The organism is Sandaracinobacteroides sayramensis (assembly GCF_022014495.1).
GTDB classification, from domain to species: domain Bacteria; phylum Pseudomonadota; class Alphaproteobacteria; order Sphingomonadales; family Sphingomonadaceae; genus Sandaracinobacteroides; species Sandaracinobacteroides sayramense.
On record NZ_JAKLSQ010000001.1, the window covers coordinates 159,813 to 179,599 of the forward strand.

Consider the following 19,787-nt stretch of genomic DNA (forward strand, 5'->3'; position numbering starts at 1 on the left):
TTGTTCCGACGGCCAGCCAACCGCGGAAGTACACGCCGTCGGTCGGCCCTAAGACAAGCCCTCGCCGTTCGAGCCTTCCACATGGCCTAGTCCGGTAGTTTCCCCGCGCCTCAATCCATCCATTCCAACGCCATTGGGTCCGACGTGGCATTGACGCCGACAGCGGCAAAAACCTGCTCACGGATTTGAGTGAATTCCTGCTCTTTCAGAGCATATTCGAAATGCTCGGCGACGACCAGGTGGTGGGCGTGGTGCGCTTCCCTGCCGCAGTCGCATTGCTCCGGATGATCGATGCGATGCCAACGGAACTCGTCATCAACCCGAAAATAGCAGCCTCGGGTGATGCCAAACCCACCGGGACGGGCGCCGAAGTGATCGACCGCCAGTTCCGTGAGAAACATCGTTCCGTCCTCATGCGCCTCCAGATAGACGCCTTTGCCATACTGGCCTGAGTTGGCGGCGTAAGGATGCCGGACTAATCCGTCGATTTCCAACGCGACGCTTGTGCGCTCGCGCAGGACACGGGTCAGATTCGGGAAGATCAGGTCGCCCGACGCCGTGCCATGGAAGAGCGTTTCTTCCGTCAGGTAGAAAGTCGTCTCGGCCAATAGCGTCTCGGGCTTCGCCGCATCGGCCAACCAGAACCGCCGATAATAGGCTGTCGTCTGCCCCGTGCGGCGAATGTCCTTCATCTCATATTCGGGGAGCGGAAGGCCGCGGTCAAAGAAGTCGATGCCAATTCCATCGCTATCGACCTCCCGCTTTACCCAAGGGATCGACAGCAGCGCCGCCATGACCGGGTCCACGGTCGGGCCAGGAAATAGCGCCTCGCATGTCAGTTCAGGCGATTGTGCAGCATAGTCCCGGAAGACTGACGACGGGGCGAAAACCCGAGTCACGATGCAATCATCGGGCAAGGGTCCGTTCAAAGGCCCCACCATGAACGCGGACTGCGCCAAGCAGCGATGACGCCCGGAGGCGGTCGTAATCTCAGCCAGATCGACCGTTTGAAGGTCGCGCGCGCGCAACGCCTTGCGACTGAGCACATAGATACAGCTGCGATCGTCTGCCGGTTCATACCAGGCTCGTTGCCGAGCCACGAAAAGCGGGTCTTCGAAGCAATCCTCGATCATTTCACCGCAAGGCTCGCTTCGGTAGCTGTTGGCGGCAAACCAACAGGCCACGGCCGGGTCCGCCGTCGCATCCAGAAAGAAAGATCGCCAACCATAGTGCTGCAAGATGGCCTGATCCGTCGCCAGATCGGTGAGGCCGTCGAACCCTTTGACGTAGGTGGACAGGATGGCGCGTGAATAGTGCCACCATTTCAGCATACGCGAGGGAATACAGCCGTGCCGATCAAAGCTCGTGCGAATATCGGGACCGCCATCGGCGCGAAGATATTCCCTGGTTTGACCACGAAACAAGACACCGGGAGCTAAAGCATCGAAGAATTTCTGTAACTCCTCTAGCGTCTGGCAGTCGACCGTTTCCATCATACCTCCCCAGCGCATTCCCTTCGGGCGCTCACAATACCAGTAGCATCAAAACCTTTCAGCTTGCTCTCCTGTCCGAATCGCTTAGCTTGGTAGCTGGCTGATCCGGCCATGCCGTCCACAATGGCGAAGCCCCAGGGCAGGAAGTTTCAATCACCCTCTCCGAACCTCTTCCAGGTGCGCGGGCCTAGTGGACACGCCTTCTCATAAGCACCGCTGGAGTGGTTCTATGCGAATCCAATTTCCCGACCTCGCGCGGCCAAAACAGGCCGCGAAAAACCTTGTCCGCATGTCGCCTGACCTGCAGCTCTCAGCAGCCCATGAAGCGCTTGCGCACGTACTCGGCTATCGCGATTGGCACGAGCTTTCGAGCAGTCCCCGTTCAAACACATCAACTGCACCCTTTGAAGCCGACGACGCATTGCGCGTCGTCCTCGGTCTGGCTGACGCTTTGGGACTCCCCGACCCCGATGTTCAGTATGCGATTTCCAAGGCGCGGCTGCTCCAGCACTGGTCTATCGACAATCACTTGAGCCTTCGTTCAGCGATCTGGCGCCAGCGCGTGTTTGGTCCGCCTGGCCGTGGCAAGCCGGGAACGATTGTCAGGGACAAAGCCTATGGGGCAAACGAGCCGGCCTATCTTCGTCAGGCCGGCCGGCCAACCTATCTGTTGTTCGACACTGGCATGGGCGTGCGCGCCGATTTCGAGGTGGCGGTGCCCCGGATTCCGCTCGCTGATTTCGTGCCATCTCGGCTCTGGCTGCCGTATGGCTACTGGACCCTGCAAGACGGTTCCGAGGTGATTTTCGCCCGCGACTATCTTCCGATGTGGCGGATCGCCGAGGGGACGGTCGAACGGCTAGATCCGTGGCTCTGGATCAACGGCATTGCGCGCGAGTTCCATTTCAGCCAGTCCGCCGCAACGGTCGTTTGGGCCAGTGGACCAGCACGGGAACTTGCGCTGCGTTACCTTGAGGAGCGTCGCATTTTCGAGTTGCCCAAACTCGTAGATGTCATGCCGCATCTGTTCGAGGTTGACGTCGAAGCGATCGCGGACGGTGTCGGAAAACTGCGGGAACAGCGTGGCGACGGCCAAACGCCGCCAGCCTATGCCGAAATCAATACCCGCATCTCTTTCGGTTGAGTTCAATATCGGCCAAGCCCATTCGAACCTTGCCGAACAGTGACAACATCCGCCGATACAGTCCTAGCCTATCATCCGACATCATGGGGAAAGCCTTACACTATGGCCGAGTAATCGGTAACGGCGATCGCCTCGATGACGGGAGCGGCAACCTCAAGCGCAGATAGGTAATCTTCCCATGCCGTTGGGCCGGTGAACTGACTATTCATCACTGTGCCGGGCGCATGGATGTGTGGCTCCCAGCGGCGCCATTCCGACCCTCGATTAATCCTGCTCCCCCCGTTTTTCCCTTTCGCGCTGCCTTATCGTGTAGCGACCATCGAATCGTGTGCAATGCGGCTAGCCCTCGAATCCCTGTTTGGGCGACCACCGTCTCATCTCGAGTTTGCGTGAACGGAAAGGGTCGCCCAGCAACGCAAGGCCGTCGCGAAACAGCGCGTAATTATACTCGGAGCCATCGACGCGCCGGCCGCGGCCACCCTCGCCAACACCGAAACCGACGGGGCCGAAGGTGGGCAGGTCGAGCCGCTCTGGACGACCGTCGCCGCCGCTCCGGATCATACCAGTGAGACCGTTGAGGAACGCCGTACAGGCCGTCTCCTCCATGACGAACCAGCCAACCGACTCACCCGGGAAACCCCGGGCGATCACCTCGCGAACAGCGTGGTGCCGCCACATCGGATCGTCCCAGAGTCCGTCGTGCAACCAGTGGGGGAGTAAAGCCGGCCAGATCGAAAAGGCGCTTCCGAGATACCAACGCCCGGCATAGGGCAACCGAACAAAAGCCACTGGTCCAGAATCCACCGGCAACTCACCTGGCGCGCCGATCCAGTCAATCCAATCGACGACCTGGCTCGCACCCATGAGAAAGAAGTTCGAGCGGTGCGTCGCCAGCGCGATCGGCGTAGAAACCCCGCTGCTGACGGGCGATTGGCCAGGGGGCGCCGGCGGAGACTTTTTCTTGGGCTTCGAAATCCGTGTCTCGGCCACACTCAGGAATGCGCCAGTCGTTCCCGGCTTCGAGCCAAAGGCGACGGAGTAGCCGTGGACGACATGGCCAAACGGCGACCCCGTGTTGACGTAGGGCTTCACCTGTCGAGCATATTTTCGCTTCGCCTGAGAAGCGATGGTCTTTGCGGTCGCGTTCGCGGCGAACGAACCGTGCGCCTCGGCCAAAACCACGCCGTGCCCATCGACATTGCCGCCATCATAAAGAAAATCCGCATGCGGGTTGAGCGCCTTTGACAGGCAAGCTGCGTTGGCGCGCCAGACATACCCCAAGGCGTTCATATAGAGATCCGTTATCCCGGCTCCACAGCGCGCAGTGAACAGCGTTCTCTCGGTGTCGGCCAAGTCCGCAAAGTCCGGTGTCAGCTCGAACGACGACCCGTTCGAGATCAGGCATTCTAAATGGGCGAGCGCGCTTTTCTGGAGACCAGCGAGCAGTCGCGGTCGCGCTGGGCGCGTCGTCGCCGTTCTGGCGACGGCTGCGGCCAGCGCGATCGGTCCGAAGGTCAGAGTCGGCGCGGCTCCGGGCGCCTGGAAGAGCGGTGTTACCGGGCTGGGAACGTGCCGATGCTTTGTATGGGTGGTCAGGCCAACGGTGACGTCGACGTCCCACAACTCTACCATTGAGATCAAAGCGCTCATCCGTCCCCCAAAGCCCGTGCGCTACTTGCTAGTCGCCTTGGCCGCGATATCGAAGCCAGGAATGGAAAGGCCCACGATCAGGTTGATGAACGTCTTCGCTTCAGAAATCGCCGCCTCGGCCTCTTCTGCATTACTGAACGCCCCCTGGTGTACGACAGCGTTCCGCACGGAATTGATCCGATCAGCAGATTTGATGAGCGCCTTCCCTGTTTTACTCTTCTCGGGACGAGCGAAGTAAATTGGCACAAACAAGCGCGAGACTTTGAGCTGGAGACCGTTGGCCCATCGCAAAAATTGGTCGACGATCGCCGCGTCGAACTCGGTCTGACGAGCCCATTCCGTTCTGATGGAGTAGTTCGCGGCGATTTCAGCAGCGGTAGCGCAGCGCACGATCGCAGCGGACGGTTCATCCCTCAGATGAAGCCCAGATAGTTTGTTCCATTGCGATTGAAGTTTCTCGAGATCCGATCGCTCGTTGTATGGTTTCTTCGACGTCTTCCGGTGCGCCTCGTCTATCGTCTTCGCCACTTACTTCCCCTCCCGTCTTCAATAAAATGCAATACACGCAAAACGTCATTGATGTCCGTTCTGCTACTACAGTATCGACTATCAAAATTCCATGCATTCAGCGCCTTAAAGACTTTCGAGGCGCGTAGAGAAGATGAATTGACCGCGATGTGCGCTTCGAGCGCATTTCATCGAGCTTGGACGTGGCGGCAGTTACTCGATGAGATCGTCAGGGATGGGCTCGGTGATCAGCACCTCCGCCAGTTCCGAAAGCCATGCCGAGACATCCTCGATCTGCACCGCATCCCCATGAACAGCATAATACTCGCGAACCTTCCGAAATTGGCCGTCGAAACGCTCGGAGAACATCTTCTGCAGTTTGTCGTTCCGGCTTAGCACGCTGGATAGCGCCCGACCGCCGTGGAGGAATTTCAGAGCATGCTCGGTGCCTAGCAAGTACAGGTATTTCCGCTTGGGCGTTGGATGCTCCGCCAGCAGGACATAGTCCTTGAAGACGGAGTTTTGTCGGATCGATTCCGCGCCGCCGCGCCAGCGGATGAACTTGAACTCCGCCACCCGCAGGTTTGTCTCCAGATCGAATTCCCGACCTGTGTTGCCCGCGCCGAGCGAGACATATTCGACTTTCTCGCCTGGCTCCAGAATGTGCGGCAAGCACAGTAGGATGCCCAGAGCGTGGATCGTCACATTGATCTGACCTGCCAGGCGCTTCATCTCGGCGGCCGCGGCAAGCACTTCGCGACCAGCGCCGGCCCCTTCAAGGAAGGCGTCGCAGTCGTCGGCCGATATCCCCCGCACGGCCCCCTCGATCCGCCCGAGCGTATGGGTGAGATCCGGCCCGGTGAATTCCGACAGGAGATGAATGACCTTGGCTGGATCGGACTTCAAGCGGCGCCCCCAACGACCGCATTCAATCGGTCAATCTGATTGTAGTTGATGACCCGGGCGTCGGACCCGATCACCGGAAAGCGGCTGATCAGGTAATGCTCCACCTTATCGAGACCCAGTTTGTCCTTGAGCAAACCTTCACGCTTGCGCTCTTTTTGAAGTGCGCGCCGATAGTAGTTGGTCAGAGACCGATTGTAGCGGACGAACAGGGCCCGGTTTGACTCGACCTTCGCCAGGTCAATCCAGTTGTTCTTGCATTGGAAATTATAGATCACGCCGCCGTGGATAGTGACGACGTCGAACTCCTTGCGGTTGATGCGCTTCACGTCAGTCACCTGAAAACCCATGGCCGACAGGTCGCGCTTCACCATGTCCTCGAAGATGAAGCCGGCATGGATTTGGAAGCGGCGGCGGCTGCCCAGGTGGACGTTCTTGAAGGCATACAGGAAGCGCGACAGCAGGTTGACGTTCGAGATCACCATATCGCCCGCGTCGATAAACGGCTCATAGGCGTTGCTGTTGGTGGCGTAGTCAGAGGGCACGTTCACCAGCAGGCGTTCAAGTTCGTCCGCGTCGAGAACCGACTGCGCCCGAAGCATCGCCTGAAATTTCGCCTTCCCGATCTCGACGAAATAGTCGTCGCGGGCTTGTCGCGCGAAGGCGATCATCAACAGCGCCATCGTCGAGAAATCGGAATCGTTCAGCCCGAAGGCCGCGTAGGTCGCGCCGATCAGCCTCACCGAATTTCGCAGCTCGGCCGCTGAAAAAATCTTCTTCGGATCGAGCGCCTCCATCGGAGGCAACACAATCTGGTCTCGGCGAAGCTCGGCCATCACATGGATGGACGCCCGTTCCGGCTCCAGGAAATTCTCATCGAGCGTGTCGAACCCGTGGCTGGCCATCGCTCCGATCCCGTCAACCTCCAAGATGAAGTCGTCGAGAATCTCCAATTGGGCCAGCTTCAGGTGGAGCCCGGTAATCGTGATGCAGCTATGCTCGACCTGGGGCAGAAGGACATTCAGCGTGTCGAGCGGCACGAGAAGGTCTGTTCCCTTGCAGACAAGGGGCATGGTGTAGAGCAAAGTGACCATGTGCCGGCGGCGCGATTGGAAATAATCGACGGCCGCGCCCACGCTGTTGAGCGTAATGCCGGGTCCGAATGTCTGTCCGTGCATTTTGAACGCGCTGGCGATGGCCGCAGTCTGCAGCATCGTTTGGAGGTAGCGGCTGACGACGCCGGCTTCGAAGCGCGGGGATAATATCTCCCGAACGGCCCTGAAGGCGGACTCCACATTGGACAGCAGCCGATCGTCGAGAGGGATCGAACAAAGCCGCGCCCTCACACGCGGATCGTCGATGCCGAACCGGGGAAGGTTGATGAACTCCTCGACCGCGCGAATGGTCCCGTGCCAGGCAGCCAAGGCATCCGCCAACCGATATCGCGCAAGGACGGCAAGAACGCCGTCATCATGAGCGGCCAGTTGCGCTTCGATCAACGACCTGGCCTCTTCCCCGGAAATCTTACGCGACGCTGCTGATGGCATCGGGAATTTGACGCCCCTCATGTGCCCATCCATCGCCGCTGCCGCATGTGATCGGCGAAATCCGCACGATCCTTAGACATCCCCCGAACACTCGGAATCTTCAATCGTCCAACGCGCACTCATCTCCGCCCCCGAAATCACTTCTGTATTTCTACAGTTGTAGCGCAAATGCCCGCAGCAATCTTGCAGACTCTCGCTGATTACCGAAAGGGGAAAGCCTTCCCCTGCGCCCGAGCCTTGCGTCTCGGTCGACCCCTTCTGCGGGAGGCCCCGCAACGCCCCTTTGAGAGGAAGAGGACGGACCGGCTTTGCCGTGACGGGTTGAGGGCTGGAGAAGAGGTCTCCGGCGCCCGTCATGGAGATTGGTCCCATGACCCAGCTTTCAGTTCTAGAGGCCCGCCGCGACACCAGCGGCGGTTACAAAGTGGATGTCGGCCGCGGCGAGCGAATCGGCCGCGTCTCGTCGGAATGGTTTTCCCGGCCCGCAGACGAGCGCTACCTGTCGCTGTCCGAGCTGGCGTGGGCCGTTCGTGATCGCACCGATCGCAGCCGGACCCGCGTGGTGGAAAGCGCCTTGATCCACGTCGAGGCGAACCGCAGCGACCCCGAACGGCTGGCGTTGATCCTGCCAGGCACGGACACGCCCATTGCCCCGACCCATTGGAGCTTCGGCCAACTGGCCAGCCTGGTCGGCGCGCCGGCAGCCTATCTGCGCCAGCTTCCCGCACCGCTCGCCGCGATCAACCTGCAATATGGCCTGACGTCCAATCGGGCGGAGCAGATCAAGACGCTGGAAACTGACAACGGCCGGGTCGCGCTGCGCGCCGTCACCGGTCCGGATTATGGCCGCATCTTCGACCACGAATTGGTCGAGGCGGTGCAACGCATCGCCGGCAACGGCACAGGCGACACCCGCTGGAAAGTGCCGGGCGTGCTAGACTGGTCGACCGGCATCTACAATCCGCGCGTCGATATCACCGAGGATACGACCACGCTTTATGCGTCCGACCGTGACGTCTTCCTGTTTCTGGTCGACGACCTGAATCCGATCGAGGCCGGGCGCCTTCCAGACGGCTCGCCCGACTTATATTTCCGCGGCTTCTACTGCTGGAATTCGGAAGTTGGCGCCAAGACGCTGGGCATGGCGAGCTTCTATCTCCGTGCGGTCTGCCAGAATCGAAATCTCTGGGGCGTGGAGGATTTCGAGGAGATCACCATCCGCCACAGCAAATATGCCGCCAACCGTTTCGCCCATGAGGCGGCGCCAGCGCTGGCGAACTTTGCCAACTCCTCACCCCTGCCTTTCGTCAACGGCATCAAGGCGGCGCGCGAGCGGATCGTGGCGCGCAGCGACGAGGACCGCACCGACTTCCTGCGTCGACGCGGTTTCTCCAAGGCCGAGACCGGCAAGATCATCGACACGGTCCTGGCAGAGGAAGGCCGTCCGCCCGAGAGCATCTTCGATTTCGTGCAGGGCATCACTGCGGTCGCGCGCGACAAGCCGCATCAGGACGCCCGCCTCGACATGGAAGGCAAGGCCAAGAAGCTGCTCGATCGAGCGGCCTGATTTCCGCAAAGCCAGAGATGCGGTTTTCCGTGTCTCCGGCTTTGCGCTTCCGCGTGTCCCCAATTCCGCTCCGTGGCGCTGCCCCCTTTAGAGGAAGAGGGCGGCGCTTCGCTTCGTGACGGGTTTAGGGCTGAGAGAGAGTCTCTCGGCGCCCGTCGCGGAGTACATTCCCATGGCTACTGCTGCGAAGAAAATCACCCTGTCGTCGTCGCGCGACATTCCCTTCAACCAGCTCGTCATCTCCCAGGCGAACGTCCGGCGGATCAAGGCCGGCGTGTCGATCGAAGAGCTGGCCGAGGACATCGCCCGGCGAACACTGCTGCAGAGCATCACGGTTCGGCCGGTGCGCGATGCGGACGGCAACGAGACCGGCATGTTCGAGATCCCCGCCGGCGGACGCCGCTATCGGGCGCTCGAACTCCTAGTGAAGCAGAAACGCCTCGCCAAGAACGCGCCGGTCCCCTGCGTCATCCGCGAGGGCGGCATGCCCGAGGAGGACTCGCTCGCCGAAAACATCCAGCGGGCGCCGCTTCATCCGCTGGACCAATTCCGTGCCTTCCTGACCTTCCGCGAGAAGGGTATGTCCGAAGAGGAGATTGCCGCCAACCAGTTCGTCTCAGTCTCGGTCGTGAAGCAGCGCCTGCGTCTGGCGTCGGTCTCGCCCAAGCTCCTCGACGTCTATGCCGCCGACGGCATGACCCTCGATCAGCTTATGGCGTTCACGGTCAACGGCGATCATGAGCGGCAGGAGCAGGTCTTCGAGCGCCTCGCACAGGGCTACAGCAAGGAACCGCATCTCATACGCCGGATGCTCACCGAGGGCGCGGTTCGCGCCGCCGACAAGCGTGCACAGTTCGTCGGGCTGGAAGCCTACGCCGAAGCTGGCGGCGTCATCATGCACGACCTGTTCCAGGGTGACGATGGTGGTTGGCTGCAGGATATAGGCCTTCTCGACATGTTGGTGGCCGAGAAGCTGCGTGAGCAGTCCGAGGCGATCTCCGCCGAAGGCTGGAAGTGGATCGATGTGGCGCCGGACTTCCCCTACGGCCACACCTACGGCCTGCGCCACCTCCGTGGCGAGCAGCCCGCTCTCACCGAGGAGGAACAGGCCACCCGCGACGCCCTTCAGGCCGAATTGGACGGACTGGAAGAAAATTATGCCGACGCCGAGGATCTGCCCAACGAGGTTGACGAACGGCTCAGTGAGATCGAAACCGCGATCAGCGCGCTCGACGATCGGCCGATGGTCTTCGATCCCGAGGAGATCGCGCGGGCCGGCGCTTTCGTCAGCATCGACGGATCGGGCAACCTGCGGGTCGAGCGCGGCTATGTCCGCCCCGAGGACGAACAACCGATCGAACCGGAAGTCGATTCCGAGGTCGAGGACGGCGTGAACGCCGTCGCGGCGCGCGCGGAGCATGAGGACGATCACCTGACCGCGGACATCGAGACGACGGCGGACCCCGAGGAAGACGATGGCTTGAAGCCCATCCCGGACCGCTTGATGACCGAACTGACCGCCCATCGCACGCTGGCTCTGCGCTATGCGCTCGGCGAGCAGCCCGATGTCGCCTTCCTCGCCGCGCTCCATGCGCTCACACTTCGGGCCTTCTATCACTATGGCTCGGACACCTGCCTGGAGTTCGACCTGAAGAGCGTCAGTTTCGGCGCGCAGGCGCCAGGTCTGAATGACAGCAGCCTGGCCTCGGCCGTCGCTGGCCGCCATCAGACGTGGGTGACGGCGCTTCCGAAGGAGCCTGGCGATCTGTGGGAGGCGCTACAGGCGTTCGGCGGTGACAGCCGATACGCTCTGTTCGCGCATTGCGTGTCGTTGTCGGTCAACGCGATCTATGAGGCCTATAATCGTCGGCCCCGCGCGCTCGCACACGCCGACCAGCTCGCCCAAGCGGTCGATCTCGACATGGTGGCAGCCGGATGGGAGCCCACGATCGACACCTACCTCGGCCGTGTCACCAAGGCACGCATCGTCGCATCAGTGCGCGAGGCGAAAGGCACGCGTGCCGGTGATCGGATCGAACACCTCAAGAAAGGCGACATGGCCGAAAAGGCGCAGGAACTGCTCGCCGGGTCCGGCTGGTTGCCGGAGCCGTTGCGCACGCCTGGGCACCTGGTCACCGCGGTCGATGACGCATCAGCCGTCGAGACTGGCCAGTCCGGAGATCGTGAGGTCGAAGATACGGTGGAAGACGGCGGCGAAACGGCTATGGCGGAAACCGAGCCGCAGATCGAAGATGAGCCGGCCGAGATCGACATGCATGTGATCGCGGCTGAATAGCCGAAGGAGCAACACGTCCCCCGAGGGCCCGCCGGCAACGGCGGGCCCGTTTTTCGTCTCGGAGTCCGCGATGCAACCTGCCACAAATCTTGCGCGACGGCTCGCGGCTCAGGCCGAGGCCGTTTGTCGCCACTATCTCTCCGCTGGACATCGAGAGGGCCGTTACTGGCTGGTCGGCGATGTGCGCAATACGCCTGGCCGCTCGATGTTCGTGCGGCTGAAGGGCGGCGACACCGGCAAGGGCGCCGCCGGCAAATGGACCGACGCCGCCACCGGCGAGCATGGCGATCTTCTCGACGTCATCCGCGAGAGCTGCGGCCTGGTCGACTTCAAGGACGTCGCCGATGAGGCGCGCACCTTCCTGTCGATGCCACATCCCGAACCGGACCGTCCGCAGGGTTGCGAGCGCAAGTCACCGGCGCCATCAGGGTCACCGGAAGCGGCACGACGGCTCTTTGCCATGGCGCAGCCGATTTCCGGCACACTCGTAACGACGTATCTGCGCACACGTGGCATTACGGATTTGCACGGAACCGGAAGCCTGCGCTTCCATCCCCGCTGCTATTACCGGCCCGGCGAGCATTCCCCGACCGAGACCTGGCCGGCGATGATCGCATCGGTCACCGATCTCGACGGGCGTCAAACCGGCGCGCATCGCACCTGGCTCGCACCTGACGGCTCGGGCAAGGCCCCGATCGAAACGCCGAGACGGGCGATGGGCGACCTCCTCGGGCATGCCGTTCGCTTCGGCGTGGCAGGCGAAGTGATGGCGGCGGGCGAAGGCATCGAGACAATGCTGTCGCTCAGGATGGCTCTGCCCACCATGCCGATGGCGGCGGCGCTCTCGGCGGCACATCTCCCAGCCATCCTGTTCCCCGACACGCTGCGCCGGCTCTACATCGCCCGCGACAATGATCCGGCCGGTGACGATGCGATGGCGACGTTGATCGAACGGGCGAACGCGGCCGGGATCGAGGCGATTGCGGTGTCTCCAACACTGGGCGACTTCAACGAGGATCTCCGTCTCGCTGGTTTGGACAGCCTCCGGGCAACGGCAAGGGTGCAGATCGCGCCACAGGACGTCGCACGCTTCATGGCGCTGGCGGCATAGGCCGACAGGAGAATGCAGGCGGCGGAGCGCCGTCGTCGGCATCGCTCGGATGATCCCCAGGTCGGAGAGAACCGCGCCCCGGCCTTCGAGAGGGCGATCGGCCAGCAAACGGCCCTGACCCGCAATGCCTGCGGCGGACTATTTTCCGGCGGCCCTTCGGGCCTTTCCATCGCGAGGCAAAATAGCCCGCCTTCGTCATCCTCCGCTGCACTCCGGCCCTCCGCTCCGCTGCGGGTGCAGGTCCGAACCGCCCGCCGGCTTTCGTCGCCATGAAGGCCGCGAGGGTCGCGGTCGAACCGACGGAGCATCCCGATGAGCAATCACGACGACTACGAACCGCACCACGCCTCTTCACCCACCGACCATGTCCTCAGCGAACTCCAGCTTTACGGCTACCGTCCCTTCACGGATGAGCCCGATCCCAGACCACTTCCGGAGGGCTACCATGTCGCTGGCGCCATCGCCGATATCTTCGACGCCCTGATCGCAACCCTGGAGGACACCCGCCTCGAACCCGACCTCGACGATCTCCTCTGGTCGACCGTCAACGTCTTCCACCGCGCTACCGACCGGATCGAGCGCGAGCTGGATGACAACGAGCAGGCGCAGCGCCGCGGCCAGCGCGAACAGGACGGCAGCGAAGTGAAGGCCGTCGAACTGGAACGCCTGACGGCCGAGGGTCAGACCATGATCGAACGCCGCAACGCCTTCGAGCTAATGCGCGACCAGGCCGCCGAGCACTACGAGCGCCACACCGGATCGAACTGGCGACCGCGCAGCGGATCGATGGTCAACCATCGCAACCTGACTTCGGCGATGATCGACAGCCGGGACTTCCTCGCCGCCAAGAAACGGGCCGACAATCAGGTGCTGCTGCCCGCAGGTCCAAAGATCGCCTTCACCGGCGGGCTCGACTTCAACGATCACCACCTGATCTGGGCCAAACTCGACCAAGTACACGCCAAGCACCCCGACATGGTGCTGCTGCACGGCAAGTCGCCGAAGGGTGCCGAAAAGATCGCGGCGAAATGGGCCGACACCCGCAAGGTGCCGCAGGTTGGCTTCGCCCCTGACTGGACGAAACACGCCAAGGCCGCACCGTTCAAGCGCAACGATCAGATGCTCGACGTCCTGCCGATCGGGGTCATCGTCTTCCCTGGCACCGGCATTCAGGACAACCTCGCCGACAAGGCCAAGAAGCTCGGCATTCCGGTCTGGAAATTCGGATCAGGCAGCGCGTGAGCGCCGCCTACCGCCTCTTGTAATCCTGTATCCACTTGACCACGTCGCCATAGCCCTGAAGCGAAAGCTGATACTCATGCTTCTTCTGGAACGCGCGAGCGTCAGTCGAAAACGAAGAGGTCGTCACCAGCATCGCACTGTTGGCTTGATAATCACACAGCGTCCCGTAGAGCGTCCGCACGAGCTCAACGCCAACTTTGCGATCTTTTCGGTACTTCTTGGCTTCGACCAGGCACAGAAATTTGCCGATTCCCGTGTTCATATACGCGAGAATGTCCTTCCCGCCGTCGCGCGTCTGCTTGGTCAGCTCAACCTCAAAGCCCATGCCATCGAGCAGTTCCGCAATGACCTCCTCGAACTGGCGTGGCGGGAGGCGATAAATCGACTCAGGCTGGCGCTTGAGACGTTCGACCAACGCCGCATTCGCGACGACAATTTGCGGCCGCACCTCGGAGATGATCTCCTGGGCAGGCAAAACGAGAGCTTTCTCTACATCGTAAATCTCCCCGCGAAGAAGCTCTGCTACTTCGTCGCGGCGACCCTCCCGCACCAGCTGGGCGAGCATTTTTGCTGCAGCCGGGTAACCTGCCGTGATCTGCACAGCCCGCGCCAGCATCTCTTCCGGCAAGCCGCCCTTCAAAAGCTTCTGTAGAAGCTCCTCTGATTCCGCCGGCGCCATCGCCCCGAGGTTCAAAATCTCCGCGCGCGGCATGATCGGCGTGCGTCGCGTCGAAAATATAAGCCCTCGGACCCGCTTCAGATTGAGAACCCGCCGGCTGACGACCTCCATCTGCTCATCGGTCAACCGTTCGGCGCCATCGATCGCAACAATGGTTCCGCCCTCTCTTGAGGCATATAGGTTTTCAACGAACGCCGAGACCTCTCCCATAGGATCAACCGAGGCGTCCAAATTCAGCCAGGTCGTTTCATCCTCGCGCCGCCGCGACGAAAGAAAGAGCTGCAGCAACGTCGTCTTTCCGACGCCTCCAGCGCCCGCCACTACAATCGGCGCGCCCTGGCGACGCCTATAAAGACGCTCATCCAACCAATCGATCTCGGAACGTCGACCGATGAAGGTCGAATCAACATCGTTCACTGTCGTGTCAGCCAAGAATCTAGTGGTCATAAATCATCGTTCTCTCTTGGGTCGGTTTTCTACTTACGTTGTATCCGTCACATTTGCTCGCAACTCATCGTCATCATTAGCACAGGCTTCCGTCGAAGCGTCAGCGTGGACAGCGACATGACAGGTGGCCCCTCTCAGCTCCAGGAGACCATCTCCCGCTTCCATCGCGCTAATCCTTGGTCCAGCCGCTGGCCTGACGCCATCAACCCATAAAGGGTCGGCTATGCGGGCATGCCGCCGCTTTGGCTTTGCCTGCGCGGTGATTGCGGCCCTTGGCCGGACACATCGGGCGCCTGTCGCGCGGGAGATGGTCTCCCGCCTCCAAGACAGGAGCCGGTCAGATGACCCTCAAGCAAGCGCACGCTTTCGCCTTCAGCCTCGCCACCACCCTCATGGTCTCGATCGTCATCTTCCAGGCCGGCGACGGCACCATGGGTGTCATGCCCGCTGGCGAATATGACGGCGAATTCGCCGCCATCGTTCACGAGGTCGATCCTTTCGCCCGCTGATCGCGGGCCAAGCGTTACGGCCGCAAGCGAAAATCCTACGGGATTTCCGCTCCCGTCCTGCCTTCTCTTCGGCTATACTGTCGACGCGCCGCGATGGTGGTGGAGGCGCGACCGTCAGACCTTTATCTCACGGAGAACACCATCATGATCTTCATCGGCATCCTCTCCAGCATCGCAGCCATCGGCGTTCTCTGCTGGCTTCTGTTCACACTGGCCGTATTCGCGCTGCCGTTCTTCGCCGGCGTCAGCGCCGGGACTTGGGCCTATCAGACCGGCGCCGGCTGGCTCGGCGCGATCCTCGTCGGCTTTGTCGCCGCCGCACTGACGCTCGGCCTCGGGCAGTTCCTGCTCGCCTTCGTCCGCCCGCTCTGGATGCGGCTCGCGATCGCACTCGCCTTCGTCGCGCCCGCGGCGCTCGCCGGTTACCACGCGACGCATGGCCTCGTGAAACACACCATGCCCTCCGACACCTGGCAGATCATCTTCTCCGTCATCGGTGCAATCGCCGTCGGCGGCACGGCGCTGATCCGGGTGACAGCAATGGCCGCGCCCGGGCCAACCGGGCAGAACGTCGCGCGCGCCTGACATCGTTGCCGGCGGCGGCAGGGCGGTGGGTTGATGCCTTACGTGTCGCGCTTCTCGTCGTCACGGTCGTTTGCAATCGCGTTGATCGGATCGACGGCTAACCCAACTGACGCGCCATGCCCTCGGTGACGGTGCTGGAGGCAATGCTTTGACAATCCTCCCGACGGTGCGAGTGCCGAGAGGGGGTGATCTTGCGGGCGGCGGGCAGGAGACGGCGGCACTTAGCGTCTGACGGATCATGTTGAACCGCGGTGTCGGGCGGTGTCACGATCATGTCGGTCCGGGGTGGTCGCCACGTTCTCCTTTGATGCGTCTCTGTCAGGTCGACCGCTGCAAAACGGCCTCTTCAATGGGCTGATCTGGCCGAAGGTCGGCTGCGCCTCGATCGCCTATGCCGCAACAGCGGCGTCGAAACTTTCTTCCCCTGCCGGCTGCGCCGTCATTCCTCGCGAGCCAAGAAAGCCCCTCCTTTGCTGTCAGGCCCCTACGGGGTGCGCCGTCAATCGCCTCCGGCCCGTCGATCGCCATCGAGGCCGCAATGGTGCGGGCTCGGAACAGAGTTTAAGGAGAACTACCATGGCGACCATCGGCACCTTCAAGAAGACCGGCAACAACGAGTTCACCGGCGAAATCGTCACGCTCAGCCTGCAGACCAAGAACGTCCGCATTGTCCCCGAGGCCCGCGCCTCCGGCGAGAACGCCCCCAGCCACCGCGTCTTCGTCGGCCGCGCCGAGATCGGCGCCGCCTGGTCCAAGACCTCCAACGAGGGGCGCGCCTATCTGGGCCTGAAGCTCGACGATCCCAGCTTCAACGCCCCGATCTACGCCAACCTCTTCGACGACGAGGAAGGCGAAGGCTACAGCCTCATCTGGTCCCGCCCGAACGGCCGCCGCAACGGCGAGTAAGACCAGCGCGACGCCCCGCCCGGTTGATCCGGGCGGGGCCAAACGCGTGAAGATAAAGCGAATCGCCTGCGGCATCCGAAGCGGGAAACGGGCCTGCGAAAGCCACAACCGCTGGCCATCCCTGGCAAGAGCGACTATTATAGCCGTAGTTCTAGCGTGCGAGTAGGTCCGAGTGGGAGGTGATCATGCATGATCACCGCCCGACAATCACGGGCCGCACGCGCGTTGCTGGGTTGGACACAGGAGACGCTCGCTGACAAGGCCCGGGTATCACTGACCGCTTTGAAGCGCCTCGAATCCGACAGCGGGCTCGAGGTGTATGAATCAACGCGCGATCAGGTCCGGCGAGCCTTTGAAGGCAGCGGCATCGTCCTGCTCAACTCCGGCCAAAGCGTGGGAGTGATGCTAGTTGGTGACAAGGACCAACCTTGACCTCGTATCGGGACGTGCCCGCACGGCCATCCCGATTTTGCATCGAACCGCGACGGTGCGCTGTGGAACATCATCACGGTTAACAAATCGCTCCAAATTGGATACGAATGCTCCGTGGGGACTATCGTGACCAAAGAGGAATATCTCGACGAACCGCCGGCAAGCGCGGCGCTCACCGCCTATGATCAGGCGCATCTGAAGCTGTATCTCCGGCTGCTAGACGCCGAGGCGGATGGCGCGGCCTGGGAGGAAGTCGTCAGAATAGTTTTCGGCCTCGACCCCGTAACCGATCCCAACCGCGCGGCAAAAATCCATGCCGCCCACCTCGCTCGCGCGAAATGGATGACCGAGAACGGCTTCTGTGAGCTTCTCGGGGCCCGCCTCCATTGAGGTGATGCAGAACCTGCATCACGTGGATCCGCCTTCGTTCTTCCCAAGTCCGGTTCAACTTGAGATCGTGCCGCCTGCTTAACTCGCGTTGCGTCAAATTTGCGCGGAGGCGTTGGAGGATGTCTGAGGATGAAAGTTGGCGGTCAGAGACCGCCTACGACTATGTGGATGATCTAACCCCAGGCGATCTTGCTTGGGAGTTCCTGCGCAGAAACCCAGACTACCAGAAAGCCTATCAGGATCTTGTGTCCACCGGACGGCTTTCATTTGAAGCCGCCGAAAAATTTGCAAATCTATGGGGGTTGCGATTTCGGCGCAGACCCTCTCATTTCGGCCCATACCCAGCAGATCTTCTGGACCCCGCAAGTCGACCCGGCGGCAATCATGTTCGCCGCAGGTCCGCGTCCTGACGGCTTCTCCATTACGGCCGATGAACTGCGCCTCCGTGCCATATTCCAGCATGGCCCTGCTCATCTGCGGCTCGATATTCGCGGTGAGCAATATGACGTCACGCTAGCCGACCCGCAGGACGAGAATCCGCTCGCAGCAATGGTCATGTTCGATGACCTCACACCGGATCGACAGACCGCGCTGACCCGGTTCTGGAGCGCGATCAAGGGCAAGCGCGTCCCGAACGACCCTCGAATGACCCCGCAGCGGCGCGAGCGCGCGCGACAGATGCTGCGCGCGCTCGATGGGCGTCGCTCCGGGGCGACATATCGATCGATCGGGGAGGCTCTGTTCCCTGGTCACAAAATCGACTCCGCCTCCTGGGCCGGGGACGCGCTGCGCGAAATCACCATCCGCCTGGCCCGCGACGGCCTGAAACTGGTCGGCGGCGGCTACCGTTCGCTCCTGCGCAGACCCCGCCGATCATAGGCCGTAACCGACCGCCTGGGGCGTGTCGAAATTAGATTCCTATCTCCGACATCGTCCGACCCACCGTCTTCACGCCACCGTGCTCTCGAACCGCCGCCTGACGGCAGCGGCCCCTGATGAGACCACGGAGGCTCGACAATGGCCGATACGACCGCCGGCATCCCGCCACGCTATCTGCGCACGCAGGAGGCTGCCCGCTTCCTCGGACTGTCCGAGCGCACGCTTGAGAAGCATCGCACCTATGGTACCGGCCCGGCCTACCGGAAACTCGGCGGCCGCGTCGTCTACGCTATTGAAGATCTCCAGACCTGGGCGGATCGCGGCCTCGTCAGTTCGACCTCTGACCCGCGCGGCACGGTGCTCCCCGCCAAGCGGCAGGAGCCGTCGGATCGCCGCTTTGCCGGCCGCCAGCCGCGCTGAGACGACCCGCCATGTCGTCCCGTCACACACAGCACGACGAGCGTGCGCAGCTCGATCTGTTCCGGGCGCTGCCCGGCGATCTGGCGCCGCGCGACGCGCAGGACCTCATGGCCTATCCGTTCTTCTCGCTCGCCAAGTCGAAGCGCCTGGCGCCGATCGACTTCAAGGCGGGTTCGGTGAAGATCCGTGTCGAAGCCGTGCCCGAGCACGGCATGGCGACGATCTGGGACGCCGATGTTCTGATCTGGGCGGCCTCGCAAATCGTCGAGGCCCGTGACGTCGGCCTGCGCCCGTCACGCCTGATGGCGACCACGCCTTACGAGATTCTGAACTTCATTGGACGCGGTGTCTCGCTGCGCGATTACGACCGCCTGAAGGCCGCGCTCGACCGCCTCCAGTCCACCACCATAGCGACCTCGATCCGCCAGCCGACCGAGCGGCGGATGCACCGCTTCTCCTGGATCAACGAGTGGAAGGAACGCGCCGATCACCGTGGCCGCCCGCTCGGGCTCGAACTGATCGTGCCGGACTGGTTCTACGCCGCTGTCCTCGATGACGCGCTCGTCCTGACGATCGACCGCAACTATTTCAGGCTGACCGGCGGTCTGGAGCGCTGGCTCTACCGCCTCGTGCGCAAGCATGGCGGCAAGCAGGAACACGGCTGGAGCTTTGACTTCCCGCATCTGCACGCGAAGTCCGGCAGTCTCTCGCCGCTCAAGCATTTCGCCTACGACCTGCGCGACATCGTCCGCCGCCAGCCGCTGCCGGGCTATCGCCTAACCATCGAGCAGTGCCTCGGCGGCCCCGAAATCCTGTCCTTCGTACCCACCGATCCCGACGCGCTCGGCGTCCCGCGCCGCCGTCGCCGCTCGGCAACTCGACCTGGGGATAAGCTGTGAATCATCTCGTGCTATCAGGGACCGGCGCTATCGTGCCATCGGGGACCGGACTCTCGTGCTATCGGGGACCGGAATCGTCGATTCATCGCGCTGAATCAGCAGCTTGCGAGCCCCGTAACTTATCTAACCTAGATTCCTACGGAATCTTTCTAACGCAACCGCGCTTTTCGACTGCTGTGGA

20 protein-coding genes are annotated in these 19,787 nt (G+C 62.1%); 14 read left to right on the forward strand and 6 right to left on the reverse strand.

Annotation, left to right across the window (positions count from 1 at the left end; translation table 11 throughout):
• Positions 1-110: 110 nt before the first annotated feature.
• Positions 111-1,496 (reverse strand): FRG domain-containing protein, encoded by a 1,386-nt coding sequence (locus tag L6Q21_RS00625; protein WP_237828486.1) that lies wholly within the window; start codon positions 1,494-1,496, stop codon positions 111-113.
• Between the two features lie 226 nt (positions 1,497-1,722).
• On the opposite strand from L6Q21_RS00625, the gene L6Q21_RS00630 reads away from it, so the two are divergent.
• A complete protein-coding gene (locus tag L6Q21_RS00630; protein ID WP_237828488.1) occupies positions 1,723-2,637 on the forward strand; it encodes a hypothetical protein in 915 nt (304 codons plus the stop codon).
• A 339-nt stretch (positions 2,638-2,976) separates the two neighbouring features.
• Here the strand turns inward: L6Q21_RS00630 and L6Q21_RS00635 are convergent, their stop codons facing one another.
• The 4 genes from L6Q21_RS00635 to L6Q21_RS00650 form a co-directional block, all read right to left on the reverse strand.
• Positions 2,977-4,287, reverse strand: coding sequence for a hypothetical protein (locus tag L6Q21_RS00635; RefSeq protein WP_237828489.1), 1,311 nt, complete (start codon positions 4,285-4,287; stop codon positions 2,977-2,979).
• Between the two features lie 21 nt (positions 4,288-4,308).
• A complete protein-coding gene (locus L6Q21_RS00640) occupies positions 4,309-4,815 on the reverse strand; it encodes a hypothetical protein (RefSeq protein WP_237828490.1) in 507 nt (168 codons plus the stop codon).
• A 192-nt stretch (positions 4,816-5,007) separates the two neighbouring features.
• Complete coding sequence (locus L6Q21_RS00645) at positions 5,008-5,700, reverse strand: hypothetical protein (protein ID WP_171376101.1); 693 nt, start codon at positions 5,698-5,700, stop codon at positions 5,008-5,010.
• On the reverse strand, positions 5,697-7,196 hold the full coding sequence (locus L6Q21_RS00650) for a hypothetical protein (protein WP_237828492.1): 1,500 nt from the start codon (positions 7,194-7,196) through the stop codon (positions 5,697-5,699). Before L6Q21_RS00650 ends, L6Q21_RS00645 begins: the two co-directional genes overlap by 4 nt.
• A gap of 418 nt (positions 7,197-7,614) precedes the next feature.
• Between L6Q21_RS00650 and L6Q21_RS00655 the strand changes: the two genes are divergently transcribed.
• From L6Q21_RS00655 to L6Q21_RS00670, 4 genes are all read left to right on the forward strand, one after another.
• Positions 7,615-8,811: a DUF932 domain-containing protein gene (locus L6Q21_RS00655; RefSeq protein WP_171376103.1), complete on the forward strand. Its 1,197-nt coding sequence runs from the start codon at positions 7,615-7,617 to the stop codon at positions 8,809-8,811.
• Positions 8,812-8,983: 172 nt separating this feature from the next.
• Complete coding sequence (locus L6Q21_RS00660) at positions 8,984-11,107, forward strand: ParB/RepB/Spo0J family partition protein (RefSeq protein WP_237828494.1); 2,124 nt, start codon at positions 8,984-8,986, stop codon at positions 11,105-11,107.
• A gap of 70 nt (positions 11,108-11,177) precedes the next feature.
• Positions 11,178-12,218 (forward strand): DUF7146 domain-containing protein, encoded by a 1,041-nt coding sequence (locus tag L6Q21_RS00665; RefSeq protein WP_237828496.1) that lies wholly within the window; start codon positions 11,178-11,180, stop codon positions 12,216-12,218.
• Between the two features lie 312 nt (positions 12,219-12,530).
• Positions 12,531-13,460: a DUF2493 domain-containing protein gene (locus tag L6Q21_RS00670; RefSeq protein ID WP_237828497.1), complete on the forward strand. Its 930-nt coding sequence runs from the start codon at positions 12,531-12,533 to the stop codon at positions 13,458-13,460.
• Between the two features lie 7 nt (positions 13,461-13,467).
• On the opposite strand, the gene L6Q21_RS00675 is transcribed toward L6Q21_RS00670, so the two are convergent.
• Complete coding sequence (locus L6Q21_RS00675; protein ID WP_237828500.1) at positions 13,468-14,571, reverse strand: restriction endonuclease; 1,104 nt, start codon at positions 14,569-14,571, stop codon at positions 13,468-13,470.
• 356 nt (positions 14,572-14,927) lie between these two features.
• Between L6Q21_RS00675 and L6Q21_RS00680 the strand changes: the two genes are divergently transcribed.
• From L6Q21_RS00680 to L6Q21_RS00720, 9 genes are all read left to right on the forward strand, one after another.
• A complete protein-coding gene (locus L6Q21_RS00680) occupies positions 14,928-15,095 on the forward strand; it encodes a hypothetical protein (protein ID WP_224558976.1) in 168 nt (55 codons plus the stop codon).
• A gap of 144 nt (positions 15,096-15,239) precedes the next feature.
• On the forward strand, positions 15,240-15,680 hold the full coding sequence (locus tag L6Q21_RS00685; RefSeq protein WP_237828501.1) for a hypothetical protein: 441 nt from the start codon (positions 15,240-15,242) through the stop codon (positions 15,678-15,680).
• 576 nt (positions 15,681-16,256) lie between these two features.
• Positions 16,257-16,586 carry a DUF736 domain-containing protein gene (locus tag L6Q21_RS00690; protein ID WP_224558973.1) on the forward strand — a complete coding sequence of 110 codons (330 nt, stop codon included), beginning with the start codon at positions 16,257-16,259 and terminating at the stop codon, positions 16,584-16,586.
• A gap of 189 nt (positions 16,587-16,775) precedes the next feature.
• Entirely contained in the window at positions 16,776-17,018 is a 243-nt protein-coding gene (locus L6Q21_RS00695; RefSeq protein WP_224558971.1) for a helix-turn-helix domain-containing protein, read from the forward strand.
• Positions 17,019-17,144: 126 nt separating this feature from the next.
• Positions 17,145-17,408: a DUF2285 domain-containing protein gene (locus tag L6Q21_RS00700; protein WP_237828503.1), complete on the forward strand. Its 264-nt coding sequence runs from the start codon at positions 17,145-17,147 to the stop codon at positions 17,406-17,408.
• A gap of 119 nt (positions 17,409-17,527) precedes the next feature.
• Entirely contained in the window at positions 17,528-17,818 is a 291-nt protein-coding gene (locus tag L6Q21_RS00705) for a transcriptional regulator domain-containing protein (protein ID WP_237828504.1), read from the forward strand.
• The gene (locus tag L6Q21_RS00710; RefSeq protein WP_237828505.1) at positions 17,793-18,287 is read left to right on the forward strand and encodes a DUF2285 domain-containing protein; all 495 of its coding nucleotides are present in this window, start codon (positions 17,793-17,795) and stop codon (positions 18,285-18,287) included. The genes L6Q21_RS00705 and L6Q21_RS00710 overlap by 26 nt, the downstream gene beginning before the upstream one ends.
• Positions 18,288-18,425: 138 nt before the next feature.
• Positions 18,426-18,707, forward strand: coding sequence for a helix-turn-helix transcriptional regulator (locus L6Q21_RS00715; RefSeq protein ID WP_066115913.1), 282 nt, complete (start codon positions 18,426-18,428; stop codon positions 18,705-18,707).
• Between the two features lie 11 nt (positions 18,708-18,718).
• Positions 18,719-19,606 carry a replication initiator protein A gene (locus L6Q21_RS00720; RefSeq protein ID WP_224558964.1) on the forward strand — a complete coding sequence of 296 codons (888 nt, stop codon included), beginning with the start codon at positions 18,719-18,721 and terminating at the stop codon, positions 19,604-19,606.
• The last annotated feature ends 181 nt before the right edge of the window (positions 19,607-19,787 follow it).

Coding starts and splice junctions, on each gene's coding strand:
- L6Q21_RS00625 (WP_237828486.1), bottom strand. CDS start 1,496: ATGATGGAAACGGTCGACTGCCAGACGCTAGAGGAGTTACAGAAATTC.
- L6Q21_RS00630 (WP_237828488.1), top strand. CDS start 1,723: ATGCGAATCCAATTTCCCGACCTCGCGCGGCCAAAACAGGCCGCGAAA.
- L6Q21_RS00635 (WP_237828489.1), bottom strand. CDS start 4,287: ATGAGCGCTTTGATCTCAATGGTAGAGTTGTGGGACGTCGACGTCACC.
- L6Q21_RS00655 (WP_171376103.1), top strand. CDS start 7,615: ATGACCCAGCTTTCAGTTCTAGAGGCCCGCCGCGACACCAGCGGCGGT.
- L6Q21_RS00660 (WP_237828494.1), top strand. CDS start 8,984: ATGGCTACTGCTGCGAAGAAAATCACCCTGTCGTCGTCGCGCGACATT.
- L6Q21_RS00665 (WP_237828496.1), top strand. CDS start 11,178: ATGCAACCTGCCACAAATCTTGCGCGACGGCTCGCGGCTCAGGCCGAG.
- L6Q21_RS00670 (WP_237828497.1), top strand. CDS start 12,531: ATGAGCAATCACGACGACTACGAACCGCACCACGCCTCTTCACCCACC.
- L6Q21_RS00680 (WP_224558976.1), top strand. CDS start 14,928: ATGACCCTCAAGCAAGCGCACGCTTTCGCCTTCAGCCTCGCCACCACC.
- L6Q21_RS00685 (WP_237828501.1), top strand. CDS start 15,240: ATGATCTTCATCGGCATCCTCTCCAGCATCGCAGCCATCGGCGTTCTC.
- L6Q21_RS00690 (WP_224558973.1), top strand. CDS start 16,257: ATGGCGACCATCGGCACCTTCAAGAAGACCGGCAACAACGAGTTCACC.
- L6Q21_RS00695 (WP_224558971.1), top strand. CDS start 16,776: ATGATCACCGCCCGACAATCACGGGCCGCACGCGCGTTGCTGGGTTGG.
- L6Q21_RS00705 (WP_237828504.1), top strand. CDS start 17,528: ATGTCTGAGGATGAAAGTTGGCGGTCAGAGACCGCCTACGACTATGTG.
- L6Q21_RS00710 (WP_237828505.1), top strand. CDS start 17,793: ATGTTCGCCGCAGGTCCGCGTCCTGACGGCTTCTCCATTACGGCCGAT.
- L6Q21_RS00715 (WP_066115913.1), top strand. CDS start 18,426: ATGGCCGATACGACCGCCGGCATCCCGCCACGCTATCTGCGCACGCAG.
- L6Q21_RS00720 (WP_224558964.1), top strand. CDS start 18,719: ATGTCGTCCCGTCACACACAGCACGACGAGCGTGCGCAGCTCGATCTG.